Source organism: Eubacterium callanderi (assembly GCF_900142645.1).
Lineage (GTDB): Bacteria > Bacillota > Clostridia > Eubacteriales > Eubacteriaceae > Eubacterium > Eubacterium callanderi.
Genome location: NZ_FRBP01000005.1, coordinates 26735 through 39499, shown reverse-complemented (window position 1 = coordinate 39499; position 12765 = coordinate 26735). Strand labels below are relative to the sequence as shown.

The window sequence follows — 12765 nt, the reverse complement described above, 5'->3', positions numbered from 1 at the left end:
GCCATCTTAATTTTTTACGCTGCCTTTATTTCACGATTTTTTAAGTTTGCTTTTGCTAGAATGCAGACAGAAAAGCAAACGGAGGTAAACATATGAACATCAAAGTATTTAAAGCCATCATCGCTCTGCTGACGGTTGTCATCCTGATCCTGGGCGGACTGCTGATGGCCCAGAAAACAGAAATGACTAAAAAAATAGAACCCCTGCCCGACATTGACACTTCTGTCTCGGCACAGCAGCGCAAGGCCACTGCCAAAGCTTTCAGCACCACCGGATAACCGGGCAGAAAGGAACATCAGATGAAACACGCAAAACAAATTCTGATCATCGCCATCCTGCTTTCAGTCATCGGCGTGATGGCCTATGCCTATCTCAGGTCAAACACCGCCGCACAGGCCAAGGCTTTCGAAAACAGCCAGGTCATGACAGCGAACGCGGTTAAAAAAAACATTGTCCAGACCTTCACGTCCTCCGGAGAGATCAAAACCCGCCGGACCCAGAGCCTGAAGCCCAATACGGATTATAAATTCAAGGCCCTGTGCGCCTCAGTCGGGCAGACCGTCTCGGAGGGCTACCCGGTCGTAGAGTACACCAATGGCAAAACCCTTAACGCCCCCTTTGATCTGGTTATCACAGGCACTGCCCTGCCCGCAAAGGGCGAGGCTTTGACCGCCGAACACGCGGTTGAGGTCTCCGACGTCCACAATCTGCAGGTGCAGATGAGTGTTTTTGAGAATGACCTGGCCAGCCTGCATGAGGATCAGCCTGTCAGCATTACCGTGGCTGCCCTTGGCAACAAAGCCTTTGCCGGAAAGCTGTCGTCCATCAACCAGATTGGCAAATATGACACATCCGGTTCAAAATTCACGGTTTCGGCAGATTTTGAAAATGACGGAAGTCTGAAGCTTGGCATGTCTGCCAGCTGCAGCATTAACGTCCGGTCCGCCGACAATGTGCTGAGTGTGCCTGTCGCAGCCATCCAGAGCGGCGAGGACGGCAAATATGTCACGGTGAAAGCTGGGGACGCAGAGGAACAGCGCAAAGTCGAAACCGGCATATCTGACGGCCAGGACGTTGAGATCACAAGCGGTCTCAACGAAGGCGATACCGTCATTCTCCCATCTGCGGGTGAGCCGTCAGACGCGGAAACCTCTGGCGGGGAGATGAACATGACTGAGCAGGAGGTTCTGTAATGATACGGCTCTCGCATATTGAAAAAAGTTACTGTCTGGGCAGTGAGGCTGTCCAGGCACTCTCCGACATCAGTCTGCATGTCAGGCCAGGCGAGTTTGTCTCTATTGTCGGGCCCTCCGGCTCTGGAAAGTCCACTCTCATGAATATTCTCGGGCTGCTGGACATCCCGGATTCCGGCGCCTATTATCTGGATGGCCAGGAGGTCAGCACCCTGTCGGACAACGGACTGGCAGCACTGCGCAACCAGAAGATCGGCTTTGTTTTTCAAAATTTCAATCTTCTGAGTAAGCTGAGCGCCCTGGAAAACGTGAAGCTCCCACTGAGTCTTCGGGGCATCCGTCAAAAAGAAATGACTGCTGCCGCCCATGACTACCTGCAGCGCGTTGGTCTCGGGGGGCGTGAAAGGCACATCCCCTCGCAGCTCTCAGGCGGTCAGCAGCAGCGCGTCGCCATCGCCCGGGCCCTCATCGGACAGCCGGAGATCATTCTGGCCGACGAGCCGACCGGCGCGTTGGATTCAAAGACCAGCATTGAAATCATGTCCCTGTTCCAGCGGCTCAACCAGCAGGGGCAGACCATTGTTCTCATCACCCACAATCTTGGCCTGGCCCGGGAAACCGGCCGGGTGCTCCAGATCTTTGACGGCAGGCTCTGCGAGGACACGTCAGGAGGTGCGCCATGCGGCTGTCCACAATCCTGAAATACGCGTCCGCAAGTCTGCTCTCCAACAAGCTCAGGAGTCTGCTGACCATGCTTGGCCTCATTATCGGCATCGCCTCGGTCATTCTTCTGGTAGGCATTGGACAGGGCGCCAACCAGTCCGTCAGCCAGAAGATGGACGCTCTTGGCGGCGATATTCTGACGGCCAGTGTCTACGCCGAAAACCCAAACGACGGGCTGAAATCCCCGGATCTGGGCGAGCTGAAAAAGCTGCCCGGCATTCAGACCCTCGCGCCTTTTAAATTTCTCTCGGCTAAAGCCTACTTTGAAAAAAACACCTCGAAGCGCAGTATCCTGGCCGGAACCGATGACCAGTACCTGGGCCTGCGCAATTTAAAATTGCAGTCTGGCCGGAATTTGTCCATCATTGATCTGGAGGAAAAAAGCAAGGTCTGCGTCATCGGCGCAGGCATTGCCCTTGACCTGTTCCACACCACCAGAGTGGCGGGCAGCCGTCTGAAGCTTGGCGGCGACGATTATAAAATCGTCGGTGTTCTGGAGCGCCAGGGCGAATCTCTTGGCGTCAACACAGACAACCTGATTCTGGTTCCCCTGACCACTTCACGGTATTTTGACCTGGGCGATGACGTTGGCAGCTTCTATGTCAAGGCAGAGAACAAGGAACAGATCAGCAAGGTAAAATCCGCTGTATCGGCTTACCTCACCATTAAAAAAGGGCTGCCGCCCACCATGTACAGTGTCTCCTCACAGGATGAAATGCTGAGCGCAGGATCTGACATCAGCGGCAGCCTGTCCCAGCTTCTGGCCGGGATCGCAGGAATTTCACTGATTGTGGGGGGCATTGGGGTCATGAATGTCATGCTGGTGTCTGTGAGTGAGCGGGTCCAGGAAATCGGTATCCGCAAGGCGCTGGGCACCAAACGGCGCGATATCCTCGCCCAGTTTCTGGCAGAGGCGCTGTCCATGAGCCTGCTGGGCGGCGTCTTCGGCGTCGGCGCCGGCATCGCTGCCGGCTTCCTGTCCACGCTTCTGGGCTTCCAGTTTGCCGTTCCGGCTCTCATGGTGCTCGTATCCTTTGGAGCCAGCACCCTCATCGGCCTGGCCTTCGGGATTTTTCCCGCCTACCGCGCCTCTAACCTCAACCCCATTGAAGCGCTCAGGCGTTAAGCCAAAATAAGGCAGGGTCTGCTTCAGACCCTGCCTTATTTATTGATCTCTTTTTTCTTTTTATGAATGCTGTAAATCAGATTCGCGCCCAGAATCAGGGCCACGATATAGCCGATGGTGCCTAGCGCCGGTATGCCCAGCAGCTTTGGCTCCATGTTGGTGGTGCTGATAAAGCTGGAGCCGATGAGCAGCGCAGCGGCGATGATGCACTTCACAATCTTGTTGACCATCTGGTCAATGGTGTTCAGCGGTTCCTCGGAGCCGGTGATCTCAAGATTGATCTTTGTCTGTCCCTTGACCGTCATGCGCAGCAGATCCAGCGCCTGACCGGGCAGGCTCAGGGTGCTCTTGGCCGCGCCGTAGAGCTCGCGCCCCAGCTCCAGCGCTTCCCGTTTGGGGTCCAGGTTCTCAAGGCGTTCGGCGGACATGTGGTTGATCATGATCTGCACCACATTGGTCTGGGGCGCCAGCATGCTCAGCACACCCTCGATGGTCAGCGAGCCGCGGGCCAGCATGGTCACGCCCTTTGGCATGGCGATATGATGGTTGTTGGACAGCTGGAGCAGATCCTCCATCATGGTACCGATGTTCATGGTACCCAGATCCATGGTGCCGTACTCGTCCATCATGTTGTCGATGTCTGAATACAGCTTGGCGTGGTTGATCCGTCCGGTGTGCACGCCGAGGGACAGCACCACGTTCTTCATGCCGTCTACGTCACCGGTAGCCATGGCCTCCACAGCCTGCTTGAACAGGTCCTTGTCCTTTGAGGAAAGGGTTCCCATCATCCCCAGGTCGATCCAGACAATCTGGCCGTCACGGATACGGATATTGCCCGGGTGCGGGTCGGCGTGGAAAAAGCCGTCATCGATGACCTGCTTGATATAGTTCTCCGAAAGCTTAAGGGCAACCTCATCCAGATCATAGCCCAGCTCTCTGAGCCGGTCGGTCTGGTCGATCTCCTCGCCTGCGATGTACTCCATAACCAGCACCTTGGAGGTGGTGTGCTTATGGTAGATAATGGGGCTGGTCACGTAGACAATGTCCTTATTAAGCTCGTAGAACTCGTCGGCGTTGTGAGCCTCGATCAAAAAGTCCATTTCCTGCTGGGCTGTAAACCACATCTCGTCCAGCACCATTTTAAAGTCGATGGCGTTCCCGGTGCCGCCGGCAATCTTTAGCAGTGTGGCTGCCCTTTCCAGCAGCGCGATATCCCGCGCCATGGTGTCCTTAATACCGGGGCGCTGCACCTTGACCACCACGGAACTGCCGTCCTTCAGCTCTGCCCGGTGCACCTGGGCGATGGAGGCCGAGCCCAGAGGCGTCCGGTCCAGAAAGGTAAAGATCTCGTTCAGGGGCTTTCCATACTCCTCCTCGATGACCGTCACCACTTCTTCAAAGTCCATGGGACGCACCTCGGTTCTGAGCTTTGTCAGTTCATGACAGTACTCAGCCGGAAGGATGTCCTGGCGCATGGAAAGCACCTGTCCAAGCTTGACAAAGGTCGGCCCCAGATCCTCGATGATGAGCCGCAGCTTGACAGGTGTAATGCCTTTGACAATATCGTATTTGGCCAATATCGCCATGATTTCCCTCAGGCGCTGCCGATTGTATTCCTTGGTGTCATGGGCGCCTGAGGGTTCATTTTCATGGTTTAATGGATTATTCTGCGTCTTTGACCTCTGCGTCTTCTGCATTTTCACGCTCCATTCGGGCCAGCTTATCCTTGATGGCCTGTAATTCTTCCGGGCTCATTTTGTCCATGGTTTCAACAACCTTGTCCACAGACGGTTCGTCGTCCTTGACGACAACGGTCACGTTTTCCTTAACCTTGTCCCGGATGTTGCGCTTCAGCTCTTCATTCATGACTTTGCCCTGTTCCACAGTCAGCTCGCCTTTTTCAACCAGCTGATTGATGAGTTCCTGGGATTTTTCAGCAGTGGTCGCCACTGCGCCTACACCCGCCAACAGTACTTTTCTCAGCTCTTCGCCTAAGTTAAAACTTGCCATTTTAATTCTCCTTTACATTTGGAAATCCTGAAAAAGGCAATGTTTTTTAATCACAATGCACTTCATAAATCACTGCCTTTTTCTGCCGTTTGCTGTTACTTCATTATAACACAGAGTTCTTTAAATTCAGTTTAATTTTACCCTTTTAGAGATATTTATAAACAGCAGCCTCGATTTCCATAAAGGATTTTCCTGTTTCGCCGGCAATGCGCTTCAAATCCTCGTATTCCGGGCTGCGCTTGACAATGCCGCCGTAGGTGCACACTTTAACCCGAACCGGACCAAAGGGCGTGTCCACAGTCTCGATCTCCCGGTTCATGACCGCGCGGTCGACCTGATATTTGCGCAGGCCGATGCTGCTGGTCTGGGCAAAGATATAACGGGTGACCGTCTCCTCCTTTCCGGCGTCGCAGATCACGGTCAGCTTGACGGCCGGCCGGTTTTTCTTCATATAAATGGGCGTGTAAAAAGCATCGCGCACGCCCTGCTCAAAGAGGCCCTCCAGCACATAGCCGGCAGTCTCGCCGGTCATATCGTCGATGTTAGTCTCCATGACCAGGATACCGCAGTCCTCCGAATCGGTATGGCCCACAAAAAGGCGCAGGCCATTCAGGATCTCAAACTCACGGTCGCCAAAGCCATAGCCGATGGTATCCACTGCCATCTGCGGAAAGCCTGCCGAATAGCTGGCCAGCTCTGCGAGGATTGCCATGCCCGTCGGTGTGGCGGATTCTCCATCCACCCCCTTCGCGTAGATGGGAAAATCGGTTTTTCCGATGATCTCCGCTGTGGCAGGCGCCGGCACTGGCAGCAGGCCGTGGGCGCACTTCACAAAGCCCTGGCCTGCGTTCACTGCTGAGCCGTACACCACGTCAGGCGCAATGTCGTGGAAGCAGATGGCCGCGCCCACAATATCGACAATGGAATCCACTGCGCCCACCTCGTGGAAGTGCACCTGCTCCATGGGCACGCCGTGCACCTTTCCCTCGGCCTCGGCCACACGCCTGAAGATGGCAATGGCGGTTTTCTTGACCGCCTCGTCCAGGCCGCTGCCCTCAATGATGTCCACAATATCGCTAAAATGGCGGTGGGCATGCTCGTGGCCGTCCATGACCACGCGGCACTTAGTCCCGGTGATGCCGCGCTTCTGGGTTTTATCGATCTCAAGATGAAAGCCCGGCACGCCAAGCTTAGCCAGCTCTCGCTCCAGATGCGCAGGGTCTGCGCCGATGTCCAGAAAGGCGCCCAGCGTCATATCGCCGCTGATGCCTGCAAAACAGTCAAAATATAATACTTTCATGGTCCCTCCTACTGCAGTTGATTAATTTTTGAAGCCAGACAGGCTGCTCCAAAGCCGTTGTCGATATTGACCACACCAATGCCTCCGGCACAGGAGGTCAGCATGCCCAAAAGAGCTGAAACGCCGCCAAAATTGGCGCCGTAGCCGATGCTGGTGGGCACTGCGACCACTGGTTTATCGGTCAGGCCGCCCACCACGCTCGCCAGAGCGCCCTCCATGCCGGCCACCACGATGATGACTCGGGCATGGTTGATGACGTCCACGTTGTCAAGGAGCCGGTGTATCCCAGCCACACCCACGTCGTACAGGCGATTCACCCGGTTTCCCATAACCTCGGCCGTCACAGCGGCCTCCTCTGCCACAGGAATATCCGAAGTCCCTGCGGACACCACCGCAATGGTGCCCTCCGATACGCGGTAGGGCTCACGCTTCACCACCACAGACCGGGCTTCCTTATAATAGACCGCGTCCGGCGTCAGCTCGCGGATGGCCTCATAGACTTCCTCACTGGCACGGGAGGCCAGAATATTGCCGGTGGTGCGGGCCAGCATATCCGTCACAATGCCGCGGATCTGGCCAAGGCTCTTGCCCGGGCTGTAAATAACCTCAGGAAAGCCGTTGCGCAGCTCCCTGTGGTAATCGACCTTGGCGTATTCAAGGTCGTGGTAGGGCAGCTCCCTGAGCTGCTCCAAAGCGTCCTCGACGCTCGTATCGTCGTTTTTAACCTGCGTCAGCAGGGCTTTCAGTTGTTCTGCGTTCATTTTTTCACCTCATTCATACTGCCGCACTGGTACCCCGAAAGGTCAAGGGTAACGGTCTTGAAGCCAATGGCTTTCAAATTGCTCACCAGCTCCTGCCGCCTGTCCATAAGCAGCTCAAAATCTTCCTCGGCGCACTCGATCTTCGCCATGCTGCCGATATAGCGCAGCCGGTACTGGCGCAGGCCAAGCACCTTCAGGCATTCCTCGCCCTGCTCCACCATCAGCAGCTTTTTCCGCGTGATCGGCTCGCCCCCCGGAATACGGGTCGCCAGACAAGCCATGGCGGGCTTGTCGGCTGTTGGCAGCCCGTAAAAGGCAGACAGGCCGCGGATATCCTGCTTGGTGAGCCCTGCCTTTATAAAGGGGCTCACAACCATCATTTCCTCCAGCGCCAGCAGGCCCGGGCGGTAATCGTCCAGATCGTCCAGATTGGAGCCGTCAAAAATAACGTCGCAGCCCAGCTCCTGGGCGTGGCCTTTTATCTGGGTAAAGATATTCTTTTTGCAGTAATAGCAGCGCTGTGACCCGTTTTCCACGAATTCGGGCACTGAAAACACGTCCACGTCCAGCACACACAGCGAGGCACCCATGCTCTGGGCCAGCGCTTTAGCATCTCCGAACTCAGACCGCGGCATCATGCTGCCGTTAACCGTCATGGGCACCGCCGCCGCGCCCCGTGTTTCCACAGCCACCCGGAGCAGTAAAGTGCTGTCCACGCCGCCGGAAAAGGCGATACACGGCTTCTCATAGCCCCGGATCACATCCCTCAGGCTGTCCAGCTTGCCGGCCAGCGCTTTATTTAAAGTGTTCATTATTCTCTCTCCTGATTTTCATAATACCCTTATTATACGCTTTCCTGACCATAAAAAAAAGACCAGCTTTAAGCTGATCTTACATCTGCCCATTTCTTTCGCTCACCCCCAGTCAGAGCCGGATAACAGCTGGTCTGGAGCCACAGCCTTTCCGTTTCCATAGAATGGCCATATTATACGCCTGATCACGCGGAAAGAAAAGCCTGTTCCAATATTTCTCACGGCCAAATGTTGACACGGGTGTGCAAAAAAAGAAAAAAGACCAGCATTGCTGATCCGATAAACAAAATGGCAAGGGTGGCAGGATTCGAACCTGCGAATGATGGAGTCAGAGTCCATTGCCTTACCGCTTGGCGACACCCCTACAGTGTACTCCGTTCTGAGCACGATACTTATTTTAGCTTTTTTTACAGGATTTGTCAAGAAAATATTTCCGATTTTTTCAAAAAGATTTTACCCAGTTAAAAGGCAGCCGGCTCGCCAGGTATAACACCCACGCTTCTCCATTAAAAAGCGGTACGGTCTGTTCCAGACCGTACCCTCATTCCATTATATGCTCCATTCCCTGGTTAAAAATGGCGCGGACGTGCTCGTCGGCCAGCGAATAGAAAATCGTTTTTCCCTCCCGCCGGTTCTTGACCAGCTTGGACTGCTTGAGCACCCGGAGCTGGTGGGAGATGGCGGACTGGCTCATGCTCAGAAGCTCGGCGATATCGCAGACACACATCTCAGCCTCAAAGAGGACACAGAGAATCTTAACCCGTGTGGAGTCCCCAAAAACCTTGAACAGCTCCGCCAGGTCGTATAAGGTCTCCTCGTCGGGCATCCGGTCCATGACCGTTCTTACAATATCTTCATGCGCATGGGCAAAATCACAGCGCTCAATGCCGTTTTTATCAATCATGGATTTTTCCTTTCATATGAATGATCATTCATATATATTGTAACGAACCCCAGCTGAAAAGTAAAGTTTTTTATTTGGCCGCCTTAAGCTTCTGGGCCAGCGATTCGTGATTCTGGCTGTACATGAGGGCTGTCTGCTCGGTAATACGGCCCTGGCGGTACAGCTCCAGAAGGCTGGTATCCATTGTGCACATGCCGTCCTTGGTGCCTGAGAAAATGGCCGAGTCGATCTGGTGCACCTTACCGTCCCGGATCATATTGCGGATGGCCGGCGTGACCAGCATGATCTCAAAGGCTGGCGTCAGGCTGCCGTCCACTGTGGGCACCAGCTGCTGGGACACCACTGCCTGCAGAATCATGGAAAGCTGGGTGCGTATCTGGTGCTGCTGGTTCGCGGAAAACACGTCAATGATCCGGTCGATGGTGTTGGCGGTGCCGGTGGTGTGCAGGGTCGAAAAGACCAGCTGGCCGGTCTCAGCCGCTGTCATGGCGATCTCGATGGTCTCAAGGTCTCTGAGCTCACCCAGAAGAATGACGTCTGGCGACTGGCGCAGGACTGCCTTTAAGGCCGTCACATAGCTCTGGGAATCGTGGGGGATTTCACGCTGGGTCACAATGCACTGGTTGTGCCGGTGGATGTACTCAATGGGGTCCTCCATTGTCACGATGTGCCCGCTCTTCTCATGGTTGATCTTGTCAATAATGCAGGCCAGCGTCGTGGATTTCCCGCTGCCCGCAGGCCCGGTCACCAGCACCAGCCCGTTCTTCTTCTTGCTGAGCTCCAGTACCGTCTGCGGAATCGACAGCGACGCCGGGTCCGGCAGACCAAAGGATACCACCCGGATCACGGCTGCCAGCGTCCCACGCTGGCGGTACACATTGGCTCTGAAACGGCCGATGCCCTTCAGGGCAAAAGAGAAGTCATCATCGCCGTTTTCCTCAAATTTCTCAATGGAGCGGCCGCCGGTCAGGTCGTAGATCTCACGGATCAAGCGCTCGGTCTCCTGGGGCGTGAACACCTCGCCCTCACCCCTGACGATCCTGCCGTCGATGCGGTAGGAGCAGGGAAAATTGGTGATGATGAAAACATCCGATGCCTTCCGGGCCACTGATTCTTCCAGATAATCCAGTAATTCCATTTACGAGGCCCCTCCCTTCCATAAATTCTTAGTGTCGCTGTCCGTCTGCCACTCGCCGTCCGTTACGGTCTGCCACCGGGTCACCAACACGCTGTTTCCCTCGACACGCAGCTCGCTTTTCAGGGTGGCAGTGCTGCTGACCTTTGTGTCAAAAGCGATCACACCCGTTTCCGGGTCATAAACGACGTCCCGCCCCAGGGCTTCGAGGGCGCCTGGGTCCGCGCCGCCGCTTCTCAGCACGCCGTCTACCTGGGCCAGGGTTTCCTGGGCTCTGGCGTCAGCTTCATAGTAGGCGCTCTGCATGGCCAGGGATTTGTCCGCCATGCGCGCGTTGGCCGACGCGGTGGTCAGGCTCAGGACCGCCAGACTCACCAGCAGAAAGACCACAAAAATCATAATAAGCGATACGACGCCCACGCTCATGCCCTGCTTGTTTTTACGCATCACTGCACCTCCGCTGGTTCTTCAAAATACTGGGCGCCGGACATGGTGTAGAGGGGCGTTGTGCCCTTGAGGGCTTCAAAACGCATTTTCTCCAGGCTCCCCGCGGTCTGGGCCACAGCCTCAGTGGTCACAGTAACACTGAACACCGCAGCATCCCTTGTTGTCATTTTCCAGTTCCTGTCGTAGAAAACCCGGATACTGCTGCCGGATTTTTCATAGCAGCCGTCCTCCAGCACACTGTCCAGACTGCCGGTCCCCTTGATGGTCTCGCACAGCGTCTGACACTGGGCTGCCGCGCCCCGCTTGTCAAACGCCTCGCTGCTTATGAGTCCGGCCTTTGCAAAAAGCTGCACAATAATACAGCAGGCAATGGCAAAAAAGACAATGGTAATGATGAGCTCCACAAAAAAGCCCGATGATCTGAAGCGCTGTTTCACTGTGCATCACCTGCTTCCTGGCTGTCCGCTCCCACGACGCTCTGCGAAAAGGTGTGCACCGTGCCATTCTTGCCTGTCACCTCAAAATTCAGGAGTCTGCTTCCCTCTGCGCGCACACGCAGAGCGTCCAGATCCGCGACGCGCATGGCGTTGGCTTCCAGGCCGCCCGGCTGTCCGTCCGAAAAGGTGCTCTCATACAGGGCGCCGTCCTGGCAGTAGATAACGGTCCGGTACGCCTTATCCCCAATGTTCTCCAGTATTTCCAGACGGTCGCCGTCCGCCCTGTGAACCACTGTAATGGCGTTTTCCCGGTTGTTCTGGCGCACCTTAGTGCTCAGGTAGGAGACCGCCACCGTCGCCTCGGAGGTGTCATCATAGTTGGCCTTGATATGCTTGTAACTCTCCGAGCCCAGAAAGGTGAGCACCAGAGCCGACAAAGCGAAAAGGCAGACCAGCGAAATAGGCAGGACAAAGGTTGACAGCATGCTCTCGTTTTGTTTGTTATGAAACATTTCCCGCTCCTTTCCTATTTCGGCACCACGCGGATGTCTGGCATTATGTTGGACGCAAAGACATCATAGTGGACAATGTAGTGCTCCTGATCCACCACCACGCCGTAGTTGTCGGCCAGGTAGTCTAAGCTCGGCGGATAAAAGCCCTCCAGGGAATAGCACAGTACCGCAGAGTTTTCAAGGGCTGTCTCCAGCGTCTGTCCGCCGTCCGTATCCATGCTGGCAGACGCCCGGCTGAACAGCAGCCACACCAGAAGCACGATGACCGCAAAGATGATAACCGAGGGCAGAAAATGTATTTTATTCTTTTTCGTTTCCATTAAAATTCCCTCTTTTCACAGCGCTGCCTTTCAACCGATACCTGCCATAATACCGATGAGCGGCAGCAGAATTGCGACCAAAATGGCGCCAATGGCAATGGACAAAAGCGAGACCAGCGCCGGCTCGATGACTGCGATCAGCCCGTCGATCTTATCCTCGGCCTCCTCAAAATAAATTTTTGAGATGTGCGCGGCCGCCCGGTCCAGAGAACCGCTTTTGCTGCCGCCCATGAGCACCTTGGCGTAAACGCCCCTCAGCAGCCCGGTTTTTAATACGGCTTCCTCAAAGGGCTCGCCCTGCTCAACCGAAGCCCGACAGGCGTCGATCTTCTCGCCAAAGGCCTGGCTCGACACGGTCTGCCTGGCCAGGCCCAGAGCCTGCTCCATGGCAATACCGCTGGTCATGAGGATGGACAGTGCCCCCATAAAGCGTGCCGCGTCCAGCCGGTAAAAGATGTCCCGCGTGGCACCAAAGCGCTCTGCCAGTCCGTTAAAGAACTGCCTGCCCGCCGGGCTGAACACATAGAACAGCACACAGCAAAGCAGCAGCACAAGCACAACGCCCACCACGATCATAATGACATTTCCGGCCTGGAACGCCAGCGCGTTGCCCGAGGCGCCGTTCAGGTCCACCCCCAGCTGGCGGAACACATCCTTGAACACCGGCATGATGGCGTAGACCAGAAACAGCACGACCACTGCCATCATGGCGATGAGTAAAAGCGGGCTCAGAACCGCGCTCTTGGCCTGTTTCTTGATACCGTCCTCCTGCAGATAGTAATCGCCCAGAGAAGCGAGCACCTCTGCCAGGCGGCCGGAGGTCTCGCCGACCTCGATCATGCCCAGTGCGTATTCCGGAAAACCGCCGGTTTTTTCCATGGCTTTATAAAGGAAGTATTCCTCCAGCAAATTTTTCTCGACCGATTCCAGGACACGCTTAAAGCGGCTGTCCTCCGCGTCCTGTACCATCATTGACAGGCAGTCGTTCACAGTGACCCCTGAATCCAGCACCATCGACATGCTGGTAAACAGCGCGGACAGCTCCGCAGAGCTCATGGCCTGCTTCTTACTTACTCTTCCCATTC

At 55.4% G+C, this 12765-nt stretch carries 16 protein-coding genes and 1 tRNA gene; 4 read left to right on the top strand and 13 right to left on the bottom strand.

What is annotated here, in order from left to right:
- The first annotated feature begins 92 nt into the window (after positions 1-92).
- Genes BUC22_RS07325 through BUC22_RS07310 form a run of 4 tightly spaced genes read left to right on the top strand, consistent with a single transcriptional unit; the run spans position 93 to position 3042 of the window.
- Complete coding sequence (locus BUC22_RS07325; protein ID WP_013378796.1) at positions 93-278, top strand: hypothetical protein; 186 nt, start codon at positions 93-95, stop codon at positions 276-278.
- Positions 279-299: 21 nt separating this feature from the next.
- Positions 300-1193 (top strand): efflux RND transporter periplasmic adaptor subunit, encoded by an 894-nt coding sequence (locus BUC22_RS07320; protein WP_013378795.1) that lies wholly within the window; start codon positions 300-302, stop codon positions 1191-1193.
- On the top strand, positions 1193-1894 hold the full coding sequence (locus tag BUC22_RS07315; RefSeq protein WP_013378794.1) for an ABC transporter ATP-binding protein: 702 nt from the start codon (positions 1193-1195) through the stop codon (positions 1892-1894). Before BUC22_RS07320 ends, BUC22_RS07315 begins: the two co-directional genes overlap by 1 nt.
- Positions 1873-3042 (top strand): ABC transporter permease, encoded by a 1170-nt coding sequence (locus BUC22_RS07310; RefSeq protein WP_013378793.1) that lies wholly within the window; start codon positions 1873-1875, stop codon positions 3040-3042. Before BUC22_RS07315 ends, BUC22_RS07310 begins: the two co-directional genes overlap by 22 nt.
- 35 nt (positions 3043-3077) lie before the next feature.
- Here BUC22_RS07310 and BUC22_RS07305 read toward each other — a convergent pair whose 3' ends face one another.
- The 13 genes from BUC22_RS07305 to BUC22_RS07245 all read right to left on the bottom strand — a co-directional run bounded on the left by BUC22_RS07305 (position 3078) and on the right by BUC22_RS07245 (position 12763).
- A complete protein-coding gene (locus tag BUC22_RS07305) occupies positions 3078-4739 on the bottom strand; it encodes an ABC1 kinase family protein (protein WP_013378792.1) in 1662 nt (553 codons plus the stop codon).
- A complete protein-coding gene (locus tag BUC22_RS07300; RefSeq protein WP_013378791.1) occupies positions 4705-5052 on the bottom strand; it encodes a phasin family protein in 348 nt (115 codons plus the stop codon). Before BUC22_RS07300 ends, BUC22_RS07305 begins: the two co-directional genes overlap by 35 nt.
- A 145-nt stretch (positions 5053-5197) precedes the next feature.
- On the bottom strand, positions 5198-6352 hold the full coding sequence (larC, locus tag BUC22_RS07295; protein WP_013378790.1) for a nickel pincer cofactor biosynthesis protein LarC: 1155 nt from the start codon (positions 6350-6352) through the stop codon (positions 5198-5200).
- Between the two features lie 8 nt (positions 6353-6360).
- On the bottom strand, positions 6361-7113 hold the full coding sequence (gene larB / locus BUC22_RS07290; protein ID WP_013378789.1) for a nickel pincer cofactor biosynthesis protein LarB: 753 nt from the start codon (positions 7111-7113) through the stop codon (positions 6361-6363).
- Positions 7110-7925 carry an ATP-dependent sacrificial sulfur transferase LarE gene (gene larE / locus BUC22_RS07285; RefSeq protein WP_013378788.1) on the bottom strand — a complete coding sequence of 272 codons (816 nt, stop codon included), beginning with the start codon at positions 7923-7925 and terminating at the stop codon, positions 7110-7112. Before larE ends, larB begins: the two co-directional genes overlap by 4 nt.
- Before the next feature lie 289 nt (positions 7926-8214).
- Positions 8215-8289: transfer RNA gene (locus BUC22_RS07280), tRNA-Gln, on the bottom strand.
- A gap of 177 nt (positions 8290-8466) precedes the next feature.
- Positions 8467-8829 (bottom strand): ArsR/SmtB family transcription factor, encoded by a 363-nt coding sequence (locus BUC22_RS07275; RefSeq protein ID WP_013378785.1) that lies wholly within the window; start codon positions 8827-8829, stop codon positions 8467-8469.
- Between the two features lie 70 nt (positions 8830-8899).
- Positions 8900-9967: a type IV pilus twitching motility protein PilT gene (locus BUC22_RS07270; RefSeq protein WP_013378784.1), complete on the bottom strand. Its 1068-nt coding sequence runs from the start codon at positions 9965-9967 to the stop codon at positions 8900-8902.
- On the bottom strand, positions 9968-10411 hold the full coding sequence (locus tag BUC22_RS07265) for a hypothetical protein (RefSeq protein WP_013378783.1): 444 nt from the start codon (positions 10409-10411) through the stop codon (positions 9968-9970).
- Positions 10411-10848, bottom strand: coding sequence for a hypothetical protein (locus BUC22_RS07260; RefSeq protein WP_013378782.1), 438 nt, complete (start codon positions 10846-10848; stop codon positions 10411-10413). The genes BUC22_RS07265 and BUC22_RS07260 overlap by 1 nt, the downstream gene beginning before the upstream one ends.
- Positions 10845-11360 carry a DUF4860 domain-containing protein gene (locus tag BUC22_RS07255; protein ID WP_013378781.1) on the bottom strand — a complete coding sequence of 172 codons (516 nt, stop codon included), beginning with the start codon at positions 11358-11360 and terminating at the stop codon, positions 10845-10847. Before BUC22_RS07255 ends, BUC22_RS07260 begins: the two co-directional genes overlap by 4 nt.
- 14 nt (positions 11361-11374) lie before the next feature.
- Positions 11375-11680, bottom strand: a complete 306-nt coding sequence (locus BUC22_RS07250; RefSeq protein ID WP_013378780.1) for a hypothetical protein — start codon at positions 11678-11680, stop codon at positions 11375-11377.
- Between the two features lie 30 nt (positions 11681-11710).
- Positions 11711-12763 (bottom strand): type II secretion system F family protein, encoded by a 1053-nt coding sequence (locus BUC22_RS07245; protein ID WP_013378779.1) that lies wholly within the window; start codon positions 12761-12763, stop codon positions 11711-11713.
- Positions 12764-12765: the final 2 nt, after the last annotated feature.